This window comes from Sunxiuqinia sp. A32 (assembly GCF_052690465.1).
Genome location: NZ_JBQYLI010000011.1, coordinates 144,277 through 165,563, shown reverse-complemented (window position 1 = coordinate 165,563; position 21,287 = coordinate 144,277). Strand labels below are relative to the sequence as shown.

15 protein-coding genes are annotated in these 21,287 nt (G+C 37.8%); 11 read left to right on the top strand and 4 right to left on the bottom strand.

The annotated features are described in order from the left end of the window. Positions 1-63: 63 nt before the first annotated feature. Together ACUNWD_RS12870 and ACUNWD_RS12865 are read right to left on the bottom strand one after the other, a co-directional pair. The gene (locus tag ACUNWD_RS12870) at positions 64-3,261 is read right to left on the bottom strand and encodes a glycoside hydrolase family 2 TIM barrel-domain containing protein (protein WP_445588228.1); all 3,198 of its coding nucleotides are present in this window, start codon (positions 3,259-3,261) and stop codon (positions 64-66) included. Between the two features lie 181 nt (positions 3,262-3,442). Next, positions 3,443-6,685 carry a TonB-dependent receptor gene (locus tag ACUNWD_RS12865; protein ID WP_445588227.1) on the bottom strand — a complete coding sequence of 1,081 codons (3,243 nt, stop codon included), beginning with the start codon at positions 6,683-6,685 and terminating at the stop codon, positions 3,443-3,445. A gap of 809 nt (positions 6,686-7,494) precedes the next feature. Here ACUNWD_RS12865 and ACUNWD_RS12860 point away from each other — a divergent pair. The 6 genes from ACUNWD_RS12860 (at position 7,495) to ACUNWD_RS12835 (ending at position 11,984) form a co-directional block, all read left to right on the top strand. Further along, on the top strand, positions 7,495-7,980 hold the full coding sequence (locus ACUNWD_RS12860) for a hypothetical protein (RefSeq protein ID WP_445588226.1): 486 nt from the start codon (positions 7,495-7,497) through the stop codon (positions 7,978-7,980). 53 nt (positions 7,981-8,033) lie between these two features. Further along, positions 8,034-8,366, top strand: a complete 333-nt coding sequence (locus tag ACUNWD_RS12855) for a PadR family transcriptional regulator (protein ID WP_445588225.1) — start codon at positions 8,034-8,036, stop codon at positions 8,364-8,366. A 37-nt stretch (positions 8,367-8,403) separates the two neighbouring features. After that, positions 8,404-9,996: a PspC domain-containing protein gene (locus tag ACUNWD_RS12850; RefSeq protein ID WP_445588224.1), complete on the top strand. Its 1,593-nt coding sequence runs from the start codon at positions 8,404-8,406 to the stop codon at positions 9,994-9,996. A gap of 35 nt (positions 9,997-10,031) precedes the next feature. After that, positions 10,032-10,532 carry a DUF4252 domain-containing protein gene (locus ACUNWD_RS12845; protein WP_445588223.1) on the top strand — a complete coding sequence of 167 codons (501 nt, stop codon included), beginning with the start codon at positions 10,032-10,034 and terminating at the stop codon, positions 10,530-10,532. Between the two features lie 12 nt (positions 10,533-10,544). Then, complete coding sequence (locus tag ACUNWD_RS12840; RefSeq protein ID WP_445588222.1) at positions 10,545-10,742, top strand: PspC domain-containing protein; 198 nt, start codon at positions 10,545-10,547, stop codon at positions 10,740-10,742. Positions 10,743-10,862: 120 nt separating this feature from the next. Then, a complete protein-coding gene (locus tag ACUNWD_RS12835) occupies positions 10,863-11,984 on the top strand; it encodes a sensor histidine kinase (protein ID WP_445588221.1) in 1,122 nt (373 codons plus the stop codon). Between the two features lie 4 nt (positions 11,985-11,988). Here ACUNWD_RS12835 and ACUNWD_RS12830 read toward each other — a convergent pair whose 3' ends face one another. Together ACUNWD_RS12830 and ACUNWD_RS12825 are read right to left on the bottom strand one after the other, a co-directional pair. Continuing rightward, on the bottom strand, positions 11,989-13,341 hold the full coding sequence (locus ACUNWD_RS12830; protein WP_445588220.1) for a sensor histidine kinase: 1,353 nt from the start codon (positions 13,339-13,341) through the stop codon (positions 11,989-11,991). Next, complete coding sequence (locus tag ACUNWD_RS12825) at positions 13,338-14,705, bottom strand: sigma-54-dependent transcriptional regulator (RefSeq protein ID WP_445588219.1); 1,368 nt, start codon at positions 14,703-14,705, stop codon at positions 13,338-13,340. The genes ACUNWD_RS12830 and ACUNWD_RS12825 overlap by 4 nt, the downstream gene beginning before the upstream one ends. A 180-nt stretch (positions 14,706-14,885) precedes the next feature. On the opposite strand from ACUNWD_RS12825, the gene ACUNWD_RS12820 reads away from it, so the two are divergent. From ACUNWD_RS12820 to ACUNWD_RS12800, 5 genes are all read left to right on the top strand, one after another. Continuing rightward, positions 14,886-16,241, top strand: coding sequence for a TolC family protein (locus ACUNWD_RS12820; protein WP_445588218.1), 1,356 nt, complete (start codon positions 14,886-14,888; stop codon positions 16,239-16,241). An 11-nt stretch (positions 16,242-16,252) separates the two neighbouring features. Next, the gene (locus tag ACUNWD_RS12815; protein ID WP_445588217.1) at positions 16,253-17,509 is read left to right on the top strand and encodes an efflux RND transporter periplasmic adaptor subunit; all 1,257 of its coding nucleotides are present in this window, start codon (positions 16,253-16,255) and stop codon (positions 17,507-17,509) included. 128 nt (positions 17,510-17,637) lie between these two features. Beyond that, positions 17,638-18,003 (top strand): four helix bundle protein, encoded by a 366-nt coding sequence (locus tag ACUNWD_RS12810; protein WP_445588216.1) that lies wholly within the window; start codon positions 17,638-17,640, stop codon positions 18,001-18,003. A gap of 57 nt (positions 18,004-18,060) precedes the next feature. Next, the gene (locus ACUNWD_RS12805) at positions 18,061-18,759 is read left to right on the top strand and encodes an ABC transporter ATP-binding protein (RefSeq protein ID WP_445588215.1); all 699 of its coding nucleotides are present in this window, start codon (positions 18,061-18,063) and stop codon (positions 18,757-18,759) included. Between the two features lie 86 nt (positions 18,760-18,845). Next, positions 18,846-21,203, top strand: a complete 2,358-nt coding sequence (locus tag ACUNWD_RS12800; protein WP_445588214.1) for an ABC transporter permease — start codon at positions 18,846-18,848, stop codon at positions 21,201-21,203. Positions 21,204-21,287 lie beyond the last annotated feature (84 nt).

The following is a 21,287-nucleotide window of genomic DNA, read 5'->3' as shown; positions in this document are numbered from 1 at the left end:
CCGACTGGTATAACCAGCCGGGAAATATTTTATTCGCGAAATAGGAATCTAAGTCCTGATTGACTAGAACTTTTCTTTTGCGAGCTCAACAGGATTATCTTCTGAACCAATTGCTTTTATGCGGAACGAATAGCTATACGCTTTCTTTGTTAGTCGATACTGATCATGTGTCCATGCTCCCCAACTATCATCTCCGCCCACTCCCATTTGTTTGTCGTCAATATTCACAGAAGTTAAATCACGAGGTTTTACATCATTAATATGTCGGTGGACTGGTTTCACACCTTTCTGATGTCTTCCATCCGTGCGATCAGGAGATTCAAAATCTTCCATGATATTGTGATGGGCACTGACAGAAAGCAGCGGTTCTCCAACAAACAACAAGCCTGTTCCACTTTCATTTGTGATGGTCATCCAACGAACGTCTGTTTTATTTCCATTCTCTTGCGGACGTAAATAAGCCCAATACTGATCTGCTACAGCTCCGGAATATAAGCCAACAAACGCGCCTGTCTTGCGATCGGCATATGACTCTTGAGGGCCACGCCCAAACCAACTCATTTGATCAAATTCTCGTGGCATTACCAAGTTCATACCCATACGTACAATCTCCGGCAATTCGTCATTCGCCATTTTAAATTGATTTTCAACAACAATATCCCCACTTCCATAAATGGTGTACGTTGAAGTATAATCGGCAATTTTCGATGCATCCTTGTCATTCAATTCAAACTTGAAAGTAAGCTGAACTTTATTTCCCGATTCTTTAGTTAGCTTCGCCTCCTCGACTTTACGATTTTCGCCAGCCTTTCTCCATATGCGACTTCGCTTGTGCAAATTGTTTCCAAAGTCATTATCAATTGGTGCTCTCCAAAAATTAGGGATTGGTCCGCTCATTAACATTTCCTCTTCGCCAGACTTGAAGCTTTTTAAAACACCCTCAGTTTTATCAAACGATAGACTAAATCTGTCTCCCGTAATATAAACCTCCGAATCAGTCTCCTTTATTTCAAGTGACTGAAATTTCGAAATTTCAATTATTGACACAGATTTATAAATTGGTAGCTCCATTTGCTCCCCTGCCATTTCATAATCTGCCGGAACCAAATTTTCTTCCTTTTTAGTTTTCACCGAAAAGGTGACAAAATATTCCGTTCCTGGCTTAGGATCAATTGCGTAATCAATATTTACCTTTTTCGTGGACAGTGCTGCTAACTCAAAACCTTCCAACTTCCCATCGTTCACGATTTTACCATCAGCAGAGATATTCCAACTAATGTCATATTTATCAAGATTGGTAAACACATATTTATTGGCTATTTCAAAAACACCTTTGCTAAGATTGATCGCTTTAAAACCTACATTCTGATACACTTTCTTAACCTCTAACAACTGTGGTTTTACAGCACGATCAGGATCAACCAGCCCATTGTTACAGAAGTTTCCATCGGAAGGAACGGTATCCGGACCAAAGTCTCCACCATAAGCCCAAAATTCCTCTCCGGCTTCGTCTGTTGTTAACAGTCCTTGATCAACCCAGTCCCAAATGCAACCACCCTGCAACACATCATAACTTTCAATCAAGTCCCAATAGTCCTGCAAATTTCCAACACTGTTTCCCATCGCATGAGCATATTCACATTGAATAAGTGGTTTCTCAGGATTTGATTTTGCGTACTTTTCCATGCCTTCCATACGCGCGTACATCGGGCAATTAATATCCGTGTTTTCTCCACCATGAGCTTGCTCATACTGAACAGGCCGAGTACCATCTATTTCCTTCAGAAATTTATAATCTGCCATAAAGTTGATACCGTTGCCAGCTTCATTACCCAACGACCAAATAATAACTGATGGTTGGTTTTTATCACGCTCGAATAGGTTTTTGGTGCGATACAAGTGAGCTTTCCCCCAAAGAGGATTTTTGGCCAGCGATTCGTCCCCGTATCCCATTCCATGAGATTCAATATTTGCCTCATCAATTAAATACAAGCCATATATATTGCACAGTTTATACCATTCTTCAGGTTGTGGATAGTGAGATGTGCGAACGGTGTTGATGTTGTGCATCTTCATAGTTTTGATGTCTTTCAACATTGTTTCCTTATCAACTACATGCCCATTTACATCGTGGTGCTCATGCAAATTGACTCCCTTCACATAAATGGGTTTACCATTAACCATCAATTGGCTGTTCTTAATTTCAACCGTACGGAAACCAACATCTTGCCGAACCACTTCGATCAGGTTTCCTTCTCCATCTTTTAAAGAAATGAGCAACTTATACAAGTTTGGAGTTTCAGCGGTCCATGCTTTAACATTTGGGATCAGTGCTTTAAATGAGGTGCTCTCATCAATTTTGGCCAGAGCTACTTTTTCAGAAAACTTCTGTATTGATTGATCACCATCAAATAATTCAGCATCAACTGTAACATCTGTTTGCTCTTCTGATAGATTCGCAAGGTCGACTGTAAGTTCAAAAACACCATTCTGATAATTTTCATCCAATGTACTTATTACCCGAAAATCATCAATGTGCTTTTTATTGCGAGCCATTACATATGAGTCACGAGTAATTCCACTGAGACGCCAAAAATCCTGATCCTCAAGATAACTTGCATCACTCCAACGATGAATTTCAACTGCCAAGCTATTTTTCCCTTCTTTAATGACATTGGTTACATTAAATTCTGCAGGAGTCTTACTGTCTTCGCTATAACCAACATATTGTTCGTTCACCCATACACTTAAACAAGAGCTTGCTGCTCCAAAGTGAAGGTAAATTTCTTTTCCATCCCAATCTGCAGGGATTTCAAAAGTGCGTTTGTAGGAACCAACAGGATTGTAATTCTCCTGAATTAATGGGGGAGTTTTTGCATGAGGATAATCCACATTTGTATAAATAGGATAATCGAAACCCTGTACCTCCCAATTTGATGGCACTTCAATTTCATCCCAATCGCGGGTGTCATAATCATCTTTAAAAAACCAATAAGGACGTTCGCCGGGATTTTGTGACAAATGAAACTTCCATGTTCCATTGAGAGTTTGCAGAAGCGGAGAATTCCACATCACATCTTCATTCGCCTGATCAATAGAAGTATAAGGAATATAAGCCGCCCGGGGATCTTCCTTGTTTATCTGAACAATTTCAGGATCTTCCCATGGCTTGGGGTTCATTTCTTCAAATGGCACATCTGTGTATTTGCTCGTGCATGAAGCTAAAACGAAAAGTAAAATTACCGATAGTAGTTTATTCATAGTTTTGGATTTTGTTTGGCTCCAACCAGTTGGGACTAGTTGGTATGCAAAAATGAACAGAAACTTAGAATTTTGCAAACAAATATGCATGCTATATACAATTGATAGACTTAATATTCAGCGCATAAAAAAGCCGGAAGAAATCTCCCGGCTTTCGTTATATTTTAGCAATCTTAACTAACTAGAATATATATCGCAATGTGAATTGTGCTTGCCAGCGTGAACTCTGCAAGCCAGAATCATCAATATACCAGGGTTCGTTCTTATTTGGTTTTGGACTGGTATAAGATAAAACCGGAATTGTTTTCAGCCCTGTCGCAGCATCATTCGCCATTCCTTCAAATTTGATCAGCGAGATATTGCTGTTGGAAGCGTAATACATTCTTCCCCAATCCATATTCAATAGGTTTCCCACATTGAAAATATCAAATCCTATCTGGAAGGTTTGCTTTCTGTCTGCAACATTCACCCAAACATCTTGCAATATTTTCAAATCAAAAATATTCTCCCAGGGCAAACGAGAACCATTGCGTTCAACGTATTCTCCCCTACGTGTTTTAAGGTAATCATCTTGCGAAATATAGGCATTTAATGCTGTCCACATTTCCTGAAACTCCGGAGAATCCTTTTCGTAGATTGTTGTTCCAGTACCAAAATTGATGTCGGCCTGAGATACAGGCACATAAATTAGAGAAGGGCCACCATAGGCTTCATTGGTTAACGCACCATTGCTGTCATTATAAATATAAGAGAAACGTCTTCCGTCTTGTCCATTATAGAAAAGGGAAACAGTCGTTTTCAAGTTATTCAACCATTCCTTTTCATAACTTAGTGTACCTACGATTCTTGAACCCAAGTCAAAACTTGAATATCCCAATTCCGCTTCATTTCTTGGAACAGGACTGGAAACGAGATAATTCCATTGTGAGGAATTTTGAGAACTTGTTCCATCAAAGATAGACTTGGCTTCTCCATATGTATAAGCCAGTCCAGCTGTCAAACCAAATTCAAAACGCTTGGAAAGGTTTGCAGTTATATTATACGTGTATCCTTTATTGGTATTATCACCAAGCATGATCTGCCCAAAATCAGAATCGATTCCATTCTTGTATGTAATATATAAAGGACGATCGTCTCCGGAACCGGTTGCCTGAGCAAAAGCAGGCTTCACATTAACATCTTTCCACAATACATTATTGATTGTCTTGGTGTAAATAAACTCAAGGCTTCCAACAATTCCGCCAGGCAATTTCTGATCAATAGCCAAATCACCGCGAAGCATTTGTGGGCATTTAAAATCCTCAGTGTATAAATCAATCTGGCTTCCCGTTGGAAGATCTTTTGATCCTGTTGTTTGAGTTTGCCAATCCGGGTTGAATGTAATTCCGCTATAGATACGATAGTCACCAACCATTATCCCATTATTGGTATAGGAACCTGCCGGCCAAACAAAAGGAATCCTGGATGTAAATACGCCCAATCCACCGCGTAGCTGCGTTTTCTTTTCACTGGAAACATCCCAGTTAAAGCCAACTCTTGGTGAAAACATGAGATTTCCAGTAGGCATTTCACCAGCTTTTGCGCCTTTTAAATCGTAATGTTCTTCAAGCACTAGGATCGTGGTTGTATTGAACCCAGGAATTGCCATAGGCTTGTCGTTAATAAATGGGATATCAATTCTCAAACCTGCAGTTAATTTAAAATCCGGAGTAAATTGAATTTCGTCCTGCACATAAAATCCAAGTTGAAAAGCATTAAAGTCAGCTGCGGCTGCAGAGCCATCACCGCGAACATCATCAACCAATGAATATCCAATTCGATATTGCGATGCATTTTCATTTAGAAAATCCTCCACGCTGTCAAACTCATAATACCCAAATGCCCGACGCATAAATAAGTTATAAATGGAGTAAAACTCATTATGAGTTCCGAAAGTAAATGTATGCTTTCCGGAATATAACTGTAAGTTATCGGTGATAGTAAGAATGGTTTGTTTTAAATCATTTCCTGTTGAGTAAACCTCAGAACCGGCATTAATAGCACCATCTCCATCTTCAATATATATTCCAGGGAATTTTGCTCCCAGAGGATCTCTGTTATCATGCACATTGGTATAGCCAATTTTTAAATTGTTTGACCATTTCTCAGAGAAACGGCTATTTAATTCCAACGCTGATGCATGTGTTGTTGATGGAAAATAAACACCCCTGTTATAAAAATAGATGTTCCCGGGATTGGAAGTTGTTGGCGAGAAGCTTTCTCCTTTTGTATATTGATGGCGAACCATCAAATTATGCTTGTCATTAATATTCCAGTTAATTTTAACCAGCAGCTTTTCACCTTTTAATTCTTCATTGACACTTTCAAAACCTCCCGGTTCATATCCATAATTTCGTAACTTATCTGCTACCTGATTAATTTCAGACATTCCTGCATCTCCTTTATAAGTAGTAAAATCGTATGGTTTTGGAGTTTCATCCCGCTGTAGCTCAGCATTTATGAAATAGAATAATTTATTTTCGATAATTGCACCTCCAACATTAAAGCCATACATTTTTGCAGAAAAGTCTGCCAACTTGGTACGTTTAACAGCAGGATCATCAGTCGGCGTTTTTCCAGCCAAACCTTCATTCCTAAATTTATAATAAACGGTACCTTTCAATTTATTAGTTCCTCTTTTTGTTACAGCATTAATACCACCTCCAGCAAATCCACCTTGCCGAACATCGTACGGAGCAATAACAACCTGAAACTGATCGATGGCTTCAATACTAATTGGCGAAACACCAGCTTGTCCACCATTCATCCCATTCGAGGCCAACCCAAATACGTCATTATTTACCGTTCCATCAATCATTAATGAATTATATCGGTTATTGGCTCCGGCAATAGTGATACCATCACCGTAAAATCCAACCTGAGGAGTAAAACGCAATACATCATTCAGGTTTCCGGATAAGCTCGGAAGCACATCAATTTGTTGACGGTCCACTACTGTTTCTGAACCAGTACGGTTTCCATCAAACAAATCACTCCGGGCAGTTCCTGTAGCAAGAACCATAATCTCAGGAATCTCCAAATCAGCCGGAGTCAGACTAACATTGATTTTTAAAGACTGCCCCAACGATAAATAGATACCCTCTTTGGAATATTCATGAAATCCTACAAAAGAAATCTTAACCGTGTAGGGTCCCCCAACAGTGATGTTGGGAAAACGGAAAATCCCTTCACTATTTGTGATTGTACCATTTTGCGTTCCTGTCGGATTATGAACAATTAATACAGTTGCTCCGGGAAGCGTTTCGCCATCAACCGAAGTAACAGTTCCGTTAATTTCTGCAGATGTCATACCTTGAGGATAAGACACAAGATAGGTCAACCCCAAAATAAGAAGCAAGGTAATTTTTAAGTGTGTTGTTTTCATAGATTGATTGTTTTCTTAAAAATATCATTCAAGTTACTGAATTATAAGTTTTTGACACCATGACATTCATCCTGTTTTTCTTAAGTTTATAAACAGAATATGAACAATACATTGATTTGACAAATGTATACACTGCAAAGGAAACTGACTTACTTTACTTAATTATTAATGAAGCATTAAATCTGTTTTTTTTCAAGATGAGTACCCAACCCACTAATTATATGCGCATTATTAAATTAAATAGAATATGAATGTTAAATATCAATTCTCAAATTTTGACTGATAAGACAATTTTGAAGAATGATTTATACAGAATAATTTAACAAAGTAACCGCAACGAATTCAAAATTTCGAATCCAAAATGCTAATTCAGACTCAATTTTTGAGTTATTTCCACAAGTATTCAATTTTTTTTAAGGAATAAATCTCCCTTTCTTACACTATCTATTGAACTATATGTTATCAATTTTCTCAAACCTCAAAAAATATCTAAATTTTTTTGAAAATATTTTAGTCTATTTAATTGCTCTATTTCAGTCTCTTAACACACATACTGGAAAATAAATTTGAAAATATATGGTACTTTGTATTGCATAGTTCCATTTAATGTTCATATATTTGTATAGCAAGAAACAAGGTTTAAACCAGATGTAGTTTTAAAAAAGTTCTATACGAAGTGTAACGAAACAGAAAAACAATCGTCTTAAAGACAGAAACAGAAAACAAACAAGCTCTCAAAGCAACAAGAAAACAATTTGACAACAGAAAACAGAAAACAGAAAACAGAAAACAAACAGGAGGCCCAAACCATGAAAACACAGAACAACAAACAAGCAAACAGAAACAATCAAATTCAAAAAGTATTGTTAAGAAGCGCAGCCGTAATTATTAGTTTTGTATTAATTAGCTTTACCGTAAGCGCTCAAGGATTTTGGAAACAACTATTAACCAACAACAGTTTTGGAAAAATGGCCATGTTGATGGTTGAAGAATCTGAAGCAGATTTATATGCTCAATCCAGCGATGCAGCAGCTGAAGTTCCTTCAAAATCAGAAAGTACAGCTTTCTACTTTGAACAATCGACAGATAAAGCATTGGAATTGGAAAACTGGATGACCGATGATTATTATTTTGGAGCATATAATGAAATGTTAGAACCAGTTAGTGAACCTGCTCTTGAGCTTGAAGACTGGATGAAAAGTGATAGCCACTTCAAAACAACCAGCAACAATGTCTCTGATAAAGAATTAAATCTAGAGGCATGGATGGTGAATGATGAATACTGGGGATCATAATAAACCCAAACACAAGACAGATTCAATTAGAAACTCGCGATAAACGTGACGAAATGAAAATAGAGAATACAAAAGCACAAATGCGAAAAGGGGTTTTAGAGTACTGCATACTACTGGTATTAGACGGAAAACCCCTTTACGCCAGCGATATTATCGATGAATTAAAAAACTCGAAACTGATCGTTGTTGAAGGAACACTCTACCCCCTATTAACTCGTTTGAAAAATGCAGGATTACTTGGTTACAAATGGGAAGAATCAACACAGGGGCCACCCCGAAAATATTACGAACTGACTGATACCGGAAAGACCTTTGTTGAAGAATTAGGGAAGTCGTGGAACGAATTGGTAGAAGCAGTTGGAACGATTAAGTCATCAAAATCGTAATGATAAACGAAAAACAAACGCACAAAATAATAAAATCATGAAAAAGACTTTTACAATCAATATAAGCGGTAGCGTTTTTCATATCGATGAAGATGCCTATCAGAAACTTCAGAATTACCTGCAAATGTTGGGAAGCCACTTTGGAACCAGCGCCGAAGGTCGCGAGATATTGCAGGATATAGAAGCAAGGATTGCTGAACTTTTTAACGAAAGAAAGCAAACGGAAGAAAAAGATGTAGTGATTGAAGCCTGGGTTGACGAGGTTATTGCCAGAATGGGAAAACCTGAAGACTTCATGGAAGAAGAAGAGGAAGAAGAAAGCACAGAGGAAAAAACGGTTCAGGAACCTGCCAAAGTAAAACGTAGGATGTATCGTGATCCTGAACATCGGGTTCTTGGTGGAGTTTGCTCTGGAATGGGTGCCTATTTCAACATTGATCCAGTTATTCTTCGGATTATTTTCATTATTCTGTTCTTTGTAAGTGGTGGAATCGTGTTCTTTATTTATATCCTGCTTTGGATAGCTGTTCCTAAAGCAAGAACAACAGCACAGCGATTAGAAATGCGAGGGCAGGAAGCCACCGTTTCCAATATCGAGAAATCGATTAAAGAAGAAGTAAAAGAAGTTAAGGAAAGCTACAAACGCTTTAAAGACTCAGACTCCTATAGTAAAGGGAAAGATCAAATGTCACAGTTTGGCGATGTGGTTGTTAATGTACTGAAAGTTATTTTGAAGTTAGTTGTCGTTGTATTCGGTGCACTAATGATCCTTCTCGGATTTCTCGGATTAGTTGGATTTATAACGTCAATGGTTATCGGTCATTCATTTATAGAAACTGCACCTTGGATTCATGGATTTGTTCCCAATGTTCACATGCCTGCAGTAGCAAATCTGTTTATAAATCCTGCATCATTAACCATCCTTACAATTGCAATTTCATTGTTTGTAGGTATCCCTCTGCTAGCAGTTTTATTTATAGGTACTAAACTTATTTTCCGATACAAAACAAATAACAAACTTATTTTCCTTGGAAGCTTTGGTGTCTGGTTAGTGTCACTTATCGTTATCATCGTAGTTTCAGCAGGACAGTTAAATGATTACAGCAAAAGAACAAGTATCAATGAAAGTAAGGTTATAAACTGTCAGGATTGTACAACGCTTTACCTGGAACTGGGCGAAGACACCTATCAATGGAATAAAGGTTATGAACTGGACCTGGACAGAATGAAAGTGATTACAGATGACGGAGAAACAATTTTACTTGGAGAACCAAGATTAGATGTTGAGAAAAGCAGCAGCAATGAGTTCGTAGTTATGATTCGTAAGAAAGCCAGAGGAAGCAGCCAGGAAGCAGCAAAAGAGAATGTGGAAGAAATATCCTACACGTTCACTCAAAAAGACTCAACGATCTACTTCGACCCATATTACAAGTTGGAAGACGGTAGCCGTTGGCTAGATCAGGAGGTTGATATTACGCTAAAAGTACCTGAGGGAAAAAGCATTTATCTGGGTGATAAATTAGTAAAAATCATTTATGACATTGAAAATGTTTCCAACACCTGGGATGGCGATATGGTTGGTAAATACTGGAAGATGACTGATTTGGGATTGGAAGAAGTTGAGAAGTAATTCCTAATGAATTCAATTAACTAAAGATCAAAATCATGAAAACATATTCAATCAGATTACTAGTAATAATTAGCCTTTTGGCTGCTTCAACAGGTCTGTTCGGTCAAAGTAAATCAGATAAAATATTTGACAACTTCAAAAATAAACCTGGCTTCACCTACTTTTCTTTCAATAAGGATATAAAAGACGCGTTCAATATCAATCTGGATGATGAGAATAAGACGATTTCGGGTGATTTACATGAAATTAAATTCCTTTCATACAATCCGGAAAAAGGAGATTTGTCGGGTCGCGGATTCCTAAAAAGAGCAATTGATATGCTACCCTCAGCTTACGACAAAGTCGACTTGGATGACGATGACAACAATGTGGTTGTTTGGAAACTGGGAAAAAAGAAGAAAATTTCCGAATTCCACGTCTTTATCAAAAGTGATTCTCCTGATGGATACCACTTTTTGATCTCATTCCTTGGAGATTTTGATGTGGACGATGCCGAGGGAATCAAGGAAATTGGAGTAAGCTTTTCATCAAAATAAAAAATTAAAGCCATGACAAAAAGATTAACAAAATCATACGATAGAATTATTGCCGGAGTTTGCGGTGGTATTTCAGAATACATTAACCCGGAGCTTGATCCGCTAATTACAAGAATTGCATTTTTAGTGCTGACATTTTTCAATCCACTTTTGCTCATACTATATTTAGTTTTAGCGGCTGTAATGCCTTATCCAAGCAGAACGAATTAAGAAATCTTAATACATTAACAGCATAGTTTTTTAAAGAGCGGAGTATTCCATATACATCCGCTCTTTCAATTATAAACCTTATAAGTCAATGATGGTTATTATAGATTAATAAACTCACCTATGTTGGATCAGAAGAAACATACATTTGATACTTTTCAATTAATTGTTGAAGCCTCACCCAATGCTTTGATCCTTGTTAATAAATCAGGAAATATTGAATATGTAAATGCCTTTACAGAAAATCTCTTTTTGTATTCAAAAAAAGAATTAACCGGTGCCACTTTAGAAACGATCATTCCAAACCGATTCATTAATAAACACAACGAATATTTTCAACGTTTTCTAAAAAATCCTACGCCCAGGCAAATGGGAAAAGGAAGAGATCTCTTTGCAGTTAAAAAAGACGGACAAGAATTTCCAGTGGAGATTGGATTAAATCCAATTGTAGTAGGCAATAATCCCCTAATTCTGGCCCTCATTATTGATATTAGTGAACGGAAAAAAGCAGAAATTCTTTTACGCAAGCACTCCAAAGAATTAGAATTAAAAAATAAAGAACTTGAACAGTTTAATTCCATTGCTTCGCACGATTTACAGGAACCCCTCAACACCATAATAAGCTGGACCGACTTACTGCAACATACACTGGATTTATCTGAAGACGATGAAAGCACCCAGATGTTTGGCTACATTACAAATGCTGCTACCCGAATGAAAAAGCTCATTCACGGCTTGCTTGAATACAGTCATCTTGGTAGGGATGCAGAACTTAAACAAGTAAACTGCGCCAGTTTATTAGAATCAGTTGAAGAAGATTTATTGGCTTCCATTGAAAAATCAAATGCAACACTTGAAATATCTGATCTGCCAACAATTTGGGCTTATGAACTCGAGTTGCGATTGCTGTTTCAGAACCTGATAAGTAATTCTATCAAATATCGGAAAGAAAGCGAATCACCAAAAATTACTATTTCGGCGAAAGCCATCAATGATGCCTGGCAATTTACAGTAAAAGATAACGGCATTGGAATTGAAAAAGAATATCACGATAAAATTTTCACCATTTTTCAACGAATTCATCCGTCAGAAACGTACGAGGGATCAGGAATTGGACTGGCACATTGTCGAAAGATTATTGATTTACATCATGGCTCCATCGAAATTGAATCGGAATCCGGCAAAGGGTCATCCTTCATTTTTACTATTCCCGATTTAAAACATTACAAGTCAGCACCTGAATAAACTGTTATTGGAATCGCATACAAAAAACGGTTTCTTCGCCGGGAATTGATTTTGCCAAAAGCGCTCCTCCATGCAATCGCATAATTTGGCGTGATAAACTCAAACCGATACCTGAACCATTTTCACGAGTGGTGAAAAAAGGAACAAATATTTCATCCAACAATTCTTTGGAAATTCCTGGACCGTTATCTTTTACACAAAGCTCATGCTGCCCATTTCTGTTTCTTCCCGCAATTAAAGTAATCTGCCCATTGGCTTTATCGGTTAACGCTTCTCTCGAATTTTTCATCAGGTTAAGTAAAACCTGGGAAATTAATTTTTCATCGGCAAAAATTTCAAAATCAGGAGATTCTATTTGGACATTTAACTGAATGGATGAGTTTTGATTTTCAACCTTATTTAAGAGTATAATTTTATCGAACAGATCTTTCACCGGAATGCGCTTCTTCTCGGGCTTTGGCAATCGGGTTAACTTACGATACGACTCAACAAAAGTAATCAATCCTCTCCCCTGCTCTTTTATCACTTCAAGCCCGCGTATCGTAGTGCTAATAACCTTTTCATTAATTTCTTCCGGCGAAATGGCAACCCCGTCTTTTTGAAAATAGCTGCTTAAACTTTCAGACAATGAGGTAACCGGAGCAATGGAATTCATAATTTCATGGGTCAAAACCCGAATTAGTTTCAACCAGGAATCAAGTTCTTTTTCATCCAATTCCCTGTTAATATCCTGCACAGATAATAGAACCAAATTCCGCTCTCTATTTTTAAATGCATTTGCTTTGATTGCCAAGTTCACCTTTCCCTGTTTTCCGGAGAAGCTAATTAGTTTTTGATCTCTTTCCTGAACCTGCCTAAAAGAATTTAATAGGGTGGAATCAACACGTTCCAACTGCTTTAGGTGTGTGAAATGCTCCATCCCAAGAATCTTCTTCAGGGCACTATTCGCATGAATAACAAACCCCTTCTCATCATAGGTCAAAATACCCGTTCCAACATGCTCAATCACCGCTCTAAAATACTGGTCCTGCTGCTGGCTTTCAATTTTGATTTGCTGAATCTGCTGATTAACCTCATTCAGATTTTGATTCAGCTTATTAATAATTTTATCTCCTTTTATATTTGGATACAACTGGCTAAAGTCACCATTTTTAACAGCTTCAAAAAAATAGCTGATCCGTTCATTTACACTGTTCTGATAATTTACCAAGTTGATAATTACGCCAAGATTAACAAGGCAAAGAAATATCCCAAAGACAATTGAATGTAACTCGAAAAAAGACCATCCGATTCCAAATGAAACCACCGCAACGATTAGGATACGGACCACAATATTTAAAGTGAATGATTGTTTCATCCGATTCCAAATTTTTTCATCTTATTGTACAAGGTCTGGCGGGTAATTCCTAATTGCTCAGCTGCCGCACTCACATTTCCGGGATTTTTCTCCAAGGCCAGGATTACCAACCGCTTTTCCATTTCCTCCAGCTTCAGCGAATCACTGTCTGTTCTATTTCCGCTCACCGGTTTTAAAAAGAAATCATCCGCTTTTAATACATTGTTCTCACTCAAGATCACCGCTTTCTCAATGCTGTGTTCCAATTCGCGAATATTCCCGGGCCACTGGTATTTCAATAGTTTTTCCTGTGCCTGGTTATTCAATTTCAATAATGGCTTATCGTATTTGTACGTGTATTTCTTCAGGAAAAAATCTGCCAAAACCAGAATATCATTCCCACGCTCTCTTAGTGGCGGTATTTCAATCTGAATGGTATTTATTCTGTAAAGTAAATCCTCCCTGAACAATCCTTCGTCAACCAACTCAGCAAGGTTTTTATTGGTCGCGCAAATTAGTCGAATATCAATAGGAATTGTCTGATTGGAGCCAATTCTGGTAATTTCCCGATTTTGTAACGCAGCCAAAAGCTTCGCCTGTAAGTGGAAAGAAAGGTTACCAATTTCATCCAGAAAAAGAGAACCTTTATTGGCCAATTCAAACTTACCTGCACGATTTTCACGTGCATCGGTAAACGAACCTTTAACATGCCCAAACAATTCACTCTCAAACAACGATTCGCTAACCGCTCCCATATCCACACTAACCAACATTTCATTGCTTCGGTTAGACAGTCGGTGGATCTCACGTGCTATCAACTCTTTCCCTGTTCCATTTTCTCCAGTAATTAAAACATTGGTATCTGTTTTAGCTACCTTCCGCACAATTTTCAACACGTTCATTAATTCCGGTGAAGATCCGATGATGAATTTCTCATCACGATTGATCACCTTCTTCAATTCCTTTTCTTTCAATTTTAAATGATTCACCTCGGCACGAGACATGCTCAATTGAATAGATGACCGAATGGTGGCCAGCAGCTTGGTATTTTCCCAAGGCTTCAAAATAAAATCAGTAGCTCCAGATTTCAAAGCCTTTACCGCCAGTTCCACGTCACCATAAGCCGTAATCAGCACCACTGATATGTCAGGGTGATTATCTTTGATTTGCTGAAGCCAGAAAATTCCTTCATTTCCTGTATTTACTCCAGCTTTAAAATTCATATCCAGCAATACCAAATGATATGAATTTTTCCTCAATTCGCTAATAATCAAATTTGGATTTGAAAGACAATGTACTTTGTCAAACTCTGGTGAAAGCAATATTTCCAGCGCACTCAATACGCTCTTATTATCATCTACAACCAGAATGTTTCCTTTGGACATTTTTTATTTCAAAAGTAGTTCATCAAAAAAGCAAGCGCAATAACCTGTCAATTTTTTTTACAATTCAATGTCAATATATTTTACAATCCTGTATTTGCCGCCGCTCCCTAACTACTGATTATCAATACGTTTATTTTTTGGCATTATAATGGTTTTGAAACTGGCAAACATATATGAAGAATGATACAGAAAAGGAAACTTGCTATTTTGCTATTCACACTCATCGGAACAATGCAGCTATATGCTCAGAAAGATTGGAGCTTAAATGAGTGCATTAATTTTGCCATTGAGAATAACCTCAATCATCAGCTATATGAATTGGATGAGCAAACAGCATTAATAAATGCGAGACAATCAAAACTGAATTTACTCCCATCCGTGTCTGCATACTCATCTGCAGGTATCAATTTTGGACGATCAGTTGATCAATTTACTTATGACATTGTTAACACCCAGTTTTTCAATAATTCTTCGAACTTAAATTCCAATGTTTCATTATTTCATGGATTTACCCAGCTAAACCAAATAGCTTATTCTAAATTCAGAAAACAAGCGGCTCATTGGCAAAAAATAAATAATCAGGACGATCTTGCATTCACAATTCTGATGGCCTATTATGATGTGATATACTACCAGGGATTGGTTGAAATTGCCAAGGAACAACTGAAATTATCGTCTTTCAATCTTAAAAAAACAGAAACGCAAATAGAAACCGGCTTAAAAGCCAAAATGGATTTAGCAGAAATGCAATCCACTTATGAAATGGAGAAGCTAAATCTCCTTCAATCAGAAAACAAGTTAGCTGAAGTTAAGTTAGTGCTTGGCCAGCAAATGAATTTGCCAGCCGGGCGGTTAGTGAGTATTAATATCGAAGAAGCGGAACCTGTGGTCTCATCAAATCTTAGTCTGGCCTCAGATTCCCTCTTTGATGCTTTTGCACAACAATCTCCCTATGTAAAGATTGCTGAAAATGATTTTGAAGCAGCCAGAAAAAATGTATCCATTGCCCGTGGCAATTACTTTCCTTCTATTAATTTGAATGCATCTGTCAATACAGGTTACTATGAAACCAATCGTGATCAGTCAGGAAATACAATTTCTTTTTCCGATCAATTTGAGAACAATATGAGTCAATATGTTGGTGCCTCAATCTCGATACCAATTTTCTCGAGAAACCAGATCCGTAATAATGTTCATCGAGCTAAAATAGCAGAACAACAAGCTCAGACCCGACTTGAAAATTATCGGCAAATGGCTTATTACGAACTTGTAAATAATAACCGCGAATTGAAAGCACTTTTTACCGAATACTATCAAACCCAGAAGCAACTTGAAGCGGATGAGTTATCATATAAAGTAGCTGAACGCAAATACGACGAAGGACTTATTGATGTTATTCAACTATTAACTGTAAAACAAAGATTAGCAGAAACAAAAAGCCAATTATTGCTTTCGCGATTACAATGGAAGATAAAAGAACGGGTAATTGATTTTTATAAAGGAATCCGTTTTTGGAACGAATTAGAAAAAAATTAAAATCACAAGATATGTCAATGGACCGGGTTATAGAAAAGAAAAAAGGATTAAAAATGAAGCATCTTTACATGGGATTAGGTGCTGTAGTCTTATTGTTTTTAATCTATCAAATCATATTTACTGATCATCAATCGGTATTTCGTGCAGAAAGAGAGAAACTTACCGTCAGCTCAGTGGAAGACGGATTATTCAATGATTACATCACCATCATAGGACAGGTTGAGCCAATTTCAACCATTTACCTTGATGTTGAAGAAGGTGGTAAGGTAGAAGAAATCTACATTGAAGAAGGGGAAATGGTCAAAAAAGGCGATGTTATTTTAAAGCTTCGTAACAATGACCTTAATACCACTATCATGAATAGTGAATCGCAATTGGCCTACCATGCGAATGAACTTAGAAATACACAAATTCAGATTGAGCAACAACAACTTCAAAATAAGCAACAGCGCCTACAAATCGATTTAAAAGTCATCCAGGCAAAACGGAAATTTAAACAATACGAACGCCTTTTTAATGAAGATTTGGTTGCCAAGGAAGAATTCCTCCAAGCCAAAGAAAGCTATGAGTTGTCACTAAAAGAAAAAGAGTTGACCTACCAAAAGATGGTTCAAGACTCTATTTTCCGAAGCAACCAACGAACCAGCATGGATGAAAGTTTGGAAAACATGAAACTCAGCCTGCAAATGGCTCGTGAACGACTGGAAAACCTCAACGTAAAAGCACCTGTAGATGGGCAACTTGGCCTGTTGGATGCCGAAATTGGCCAATCCATTTCGCGAGGCCAACGACTAGGGCTCGTACATATCTTAACAGATTTTAAAGTGAATGCCAAAATTGATGAACACTATATTGACCGGGTAAGACGGGAATTATCAGCAGCCTTTGACCGGAATTCCGAAAGTTATCAGCTGAACGTCAAAAAGGTATACCCTGAAGTTCGCGAGGGACAATTTGAAATTGATATGGTTTTTGAAGGAGAAAAGCCTGACAATATAAGAACCGGACAAACTTATCACGTAAAACTTGAACTCGGTCAGTCTGAGAAAGCAGTGTTGCTTCCCCGCGGTGGTTTCTTTCAAAGTACTGGAGGGCAATGGGTATATGTGCTAAACGAAAATGAAACAGAAGCGGTAAAACGCCCCATCCGCATTGGCAAGCAAAACCCTCAATATTATGAAGTACTGGAAGGACTCAATCCTGGCGAGAAAGTAATTACATCAAGTTACGATTTGTTCGGTGATAATGATAAGATCGTGCTGAAGTAGCAAAGAGCGCAGAGTTTGGGGCAAAGCGTCACTAGAAATGGGTTTAGAAGATAAAGTTCTATAGTTCGGAAAAGAATAAGAAATGATCATTAATTCATAAATTGAATAAAAAACTTTAAAATGTTATTATGGCTCAATTTAGATTTATGGATTTAGAAATTTGGAAGGAATCAATCGCTCTGAATGATCAACTCTTTAATTTGGCGGATGCATTTACTGATGCTAAAAGCTATAGGGTTGCAGAGCAATTGCGCAGTGCATCCCTAAGCATCTCAAATAATATTGCGGAAGGATCAGGATCCTTTTCATCCAAGGACTTTGCCAACTTCCTAAATATTGCTAGAAGATCGGTTTTTGAAACAGCAAATATTTCAGTTGTAGCCCATCGAAAAAACTTCATTGACGATGAAACATTTAATCAAATCATAGAAGATTTAGATATTCTAAGTAGAAAAATTACAAACTTTAGAAAAGCGATATTAAAAAATAACTAAAAGCATAGCAAAAGAATTCACCATGCTCTTTACCCTATGCTCTAAGCATTAAAAATCATGATAAAAACAGTCAATCTTCAAAAAGTATTTCGCACGGAAGAAATTGAAACCAGTGCGTTAAATCAGGTGAATCTTCACGTTCAGAAAGGTGAATTTGTCGCCATTATGGGACCCTCCGGTTGTGGAAAATCAACTTTGCTTAATATCGTTGGGTTGCTCGATAATCCGTCTGGTGGTGAATATTATTTTGACGGACAAGAGGTCGGTCAGCTAAAAGAGCGCAACCGCACTCAGCTTCGAAAAGGTAACATTGGTTTCGTGTTTCAAAGTTTCAACCTGATTGATGAGTTGAATGTATACGAAAATGTTGAACTTCCGCTCATCTACTTAAAGCTAAAAGCCAGGGAGCGCAAGGAAATGGTTGAAAAGGTTTTGGAGCGCATGAAAATCAGCCATCGCCGCAAGCATTTTCCTCAACAACTTTCCGGTGGTCAGCAACAGCGTGTCGCCATTGCCCGTGCCGTAGTTGCCAATCCAAAATTAATTCTGGCCGATGAGCCTACTGGTAACCTCGACTCGAAAAACGGGTTGGAAGTAATGAACCTACTGACTGAACTCAACCGTGAGGGAACCACCATCATCATGGTAACACACTCATTACACGACTCTGAATTTGCTCACCGGGTAGTTAACCTGTTCGATGGTCAAATCATTACGGAAGAAGTGAAAAAGCAACTGGGAGAGGTTTTGCTTTAGATTAAGGAATGCCACATTTGTCAGTGGCTAAAATGGTGTGTATTAGATTGATTGAAAGGGGCTTTCTCTGAAATATAGTTGAAGTTATGATCTTATATTATTTAAAGACGGCAATAAAAAGTATCTGGAATAACAAAAGGTTTTCCGCCATTAACATCATTGGATTTGCTTTTGGTATTTCCATTTGCATGGCGATATCCCTGTTTCTAATCAAAGAATATTCGTATGACCGCTATCACGAAAATGCGGATCAAATAGTACGTTTGACAGATACCAAGAACAATTCAAGTTCGATTGACTACCGAATAAAAGATGTCCTGCAAAACAGATATTCTGAAATTGAAAATGCCTGTATCGTTCAACGGGTAGACCGTCCGGTAGAAATACAATCGGAAAACAAGGGCTTCTATTTAGATGATATCATGTCGGTCGATAACAACTTCTTTGATGTCTTCTCGATTCCTTTTGTTTCTGGAAACTCATTAAATCCACTTGCTAATATCAATTCAGCGATCACTACTGAAAGCACATCCCGAAAACTATTTGGAACAGCAAATCCAATTGGTAAAGAAATACTGGTAGATGGAAGAACAGTGGTTACAATAACCGGGGTGATAAAGGATTTTCCTGAGAACTCGAGCATTACCGCTGCACTTTTAGTTAATGCAGAAAATGAAAATTTTAAATTCAGTAAATGGATTGGGAACAGCAATGATTTAAGTACATACCGTTGGCCGTTTCGAGTTTATCTTCAGCTAAATAAAAATGTCGAGCCGAATACACTTTTATCAAAAATAAATGCGCAACCAGAATGGCTAAAACCATATGGAGAAGAAGTCGGGTTTTTAAAACTAAAGGACATTTACCTTCATGACACAACCACAGGAAGTAGTTCTAAACGAGGGAATGCCGGATTATTAAGACTGCTAACTATCGTTGCCGCTATCATTTTAGCACTGGCTGTAATTAACTACATCAACCTAAGTGTAGCGCAACAAAATAAACGCAACAAGGTAACCGGCATTAAGAAAACAATAGGTGCAACCCGTGGTAACATATTAATCCACTTTCTATTTGAATCCATACTTGTAACTGCCTTGGCCTTCGTTGTTGGAATTATTTTGGTTTGGCTGGGCTTACCAGTTTATCAATCGGTATTTAACACTCAGCTAAGCATAAATGCACTCTTCCAATTTCCTAATTTCATCTACCTGATAGGCTTCGTATTTTTAATTGGTGCGGTTAGTGGTTGCGGCCCCTCCCTGACATTATCAGGTGTTAATCCTGTCCATATTTTAAGTGGCTCAACCGCAGTATCGGGAAAACGAAATTATGTACGCAGCTCTTTAACGGTTTTTCAATTTGCAACATCTATAATTTTAATTTTCAGTGTTATTATTGTCGTTCGTCAAATCCAATATGTCAAACATAAAAATCCAGGATTTGCAGAAGAGCAATTGCTACGCCTGGATATTCCTGATATTCAAGAGAAAGATATTTCAAAAGCCCTGGCGTTAATAGATGAACTTCACAAATCACCCTACCTCGGAGGTATTTCCGTAACCAATGGAGTTCCCGGAAGAATTAGGATGAGCATGGGAACAAACATGGAGAATACCGATAAAAACACGAGTATCAAATGCCTTATGGCCGACACAACATTTCTTGAAACTTTTGATATTAATGTAATAAAAGGTCGAAATCTGCAACCCGGTGATTATGGAAATGTATGCATGATCAATGAAGCAGCGTATAAATATTTCGAATTTGACAATCTGGAAAATAAACGAATCAATAACTACAATCCCAATGGTTTTGAAATTATAGGAGTGATTAATGATTTTCAGTTCAATTCACTGCATAGCGCAATCGAGCCTATCTGTATCATGTTCACCCCAAGATATATGCCAACAACCATTAACATTCGACTGGCAGAAAATGGCGTTACTGCAGGAATGGATTTCATTCAAAAAACATGGCAGGATGTTTTACCGGGATATCCTGTCAATTACGAATTTTATGATGCCTGGTTTGACTCTATGTACCGTGCAGAAGAGCGATTTGCACAGTCAATCGGCCTATTTGCGCTGCTTGCAATTGTGATTTCATGCATCGGAATTTGGGGGCTGGCAATATTCTCCAGTGAACGAAGAACCAAAGAAATTGGAGTACGGAAAGTTAACGGCGCAAGAATCTCAGAGGTAATGACGATGCTCAATAAGGACTACATAAGATGGGTAGCAGTTGGCTTTATTATTGCCACACCAATCGCTTGGTATACCATGAATAAATGGCTCGAAAGTTTCGCCTACAAAACCACCTTAAGTTGGTGGATTTTTGCACTGGCCGGACTGCTGGCATTGGGAATTGCTTTGTTGACTGTTTCATTTCAATCGTGGAAAGCGGCTACTAAAAATCCTGTGGAAAGTTTACGATATGAATAATCAGCTTTTGTTCACCCCTCCGACTCCCCCAAGGGGGGAGAACAGAACAAAGGCACAATGACAATAGTAAAGAAGTAGATAACG

What these genes read in the sequence shown, in the direction of transcription:
- ACUNWD_RS12825 (WP_445588219.1), bottom strand. Translation starts at nt 14,705, where the DNA reads ATGTCCAAAGGAAACATTCTGGTTGTAGATGATAATAAGAGCGTATTG.
- ACUNWD_RS12870 (WP_445588228.1), bottom strand. Translation starts at nt 3,261, where the DNA reads ATGAATAAACTACTATCGGTAATTTTACTTTTCGTTTTAGCTTCATGC.
- ACUNWD_RS12855 (WP_445588225.1), top strand. Translation starts at nt 8,034, where the DNA reads ATGAAAATAGAGAATACAAAAGCACAAATGCGAAAAGGGGTTTTAGAG.
- ACUNWD_RS12845 (WP_445588223.1), top strand. Translation starts at nt 10,032, where the DNA reads ATGAAAACATATTCAATCAGATTACTAGTAATAATTAGCCTTTTGGCT.
- ACUNWD_RS12865 (WP_445588227.1), bottom strand. Translation starts at nt 6,685, where the DNA reads ATGAAAACAACACACTTAAAAATTACCTTGCTTCTTATTTTGGGGTTG.
- ACUNWD_RS12860 (WP_445588226.1), top strand. Translation starts at nt 7,495, where the DNA reads ATGAAAACACAGAACAACAAACAAGCAAACAGAAACAATCAAATTCAA.
- ACUNWD_RS12800 (WP_445588214.1), top strand. Translation starts at nt 18,846, where the DNA reads ATGATCTTATATTATTTAAAGACGGCAATAAAAAGTATCTGGAATAAC.
- ACUNWD_RS12805 (WP_445588215.1), top strand. Translation starts at nt 18,061, where the DNA reads ATGATAAAAACAGTCAATCTTCAAAAAGTATTTCGCACGGAAGAAATT.
- ACUNWD_RS12810 (WP_445588216.1), top strand. Translation starts at nt 17,638, where the DNA reads ATGGCTCAATTTAGATTTATGGATTTAGAAATTTGGAAGGAATCAATC.
- ACUNWD_RS12815 (WP_445588217.1), top strand. Translation starts at nt 16,253, where the DNA reads ATGTCAATGGACCGGGTTATAGAAAAGAAAAAAGGATTAAAAATGAAG.
- ACUNWD_RS12840 (WP_445588222.1), top strand. Translation starts at nt 10,545, where the DNA reads ATGACAAAAAGATTAACAAAATCATACGATAGAATTATTGCCGGAGTT.
- ACUNWD_RS12835 (WP_445588221.1), top strand. Translation starts at nt 10,863, where the DNA reads ATGTTGGATCAGAAGAAACATACATTTGATACTTTTCAATTAATTGTT.
- ACUNWD_RS12850 (WP_445588224.1), top strand. Translation starts at nt 8,404, where the DNA reads ATGAAAAAGACTTTTACAATCAATATAAGCGGTAGCGTTTTTCATATC.
- ACUNWD_RS12820 (WP_445588218.1), top strand. Translation starts at nt 14,886, where the DNA reads ATGATACAGAAAAGGAAACTTGCTATTTTGCTATTCACACTCATCGGA.
- ACUNWD_RS12830 (WP_445588220.1), bottom strand. Translation starts at nt 13,341, where the DNA reads ATGAAACAATCATTCACTTTAAATATTGTGGTCCGTATCCTAATCGTT.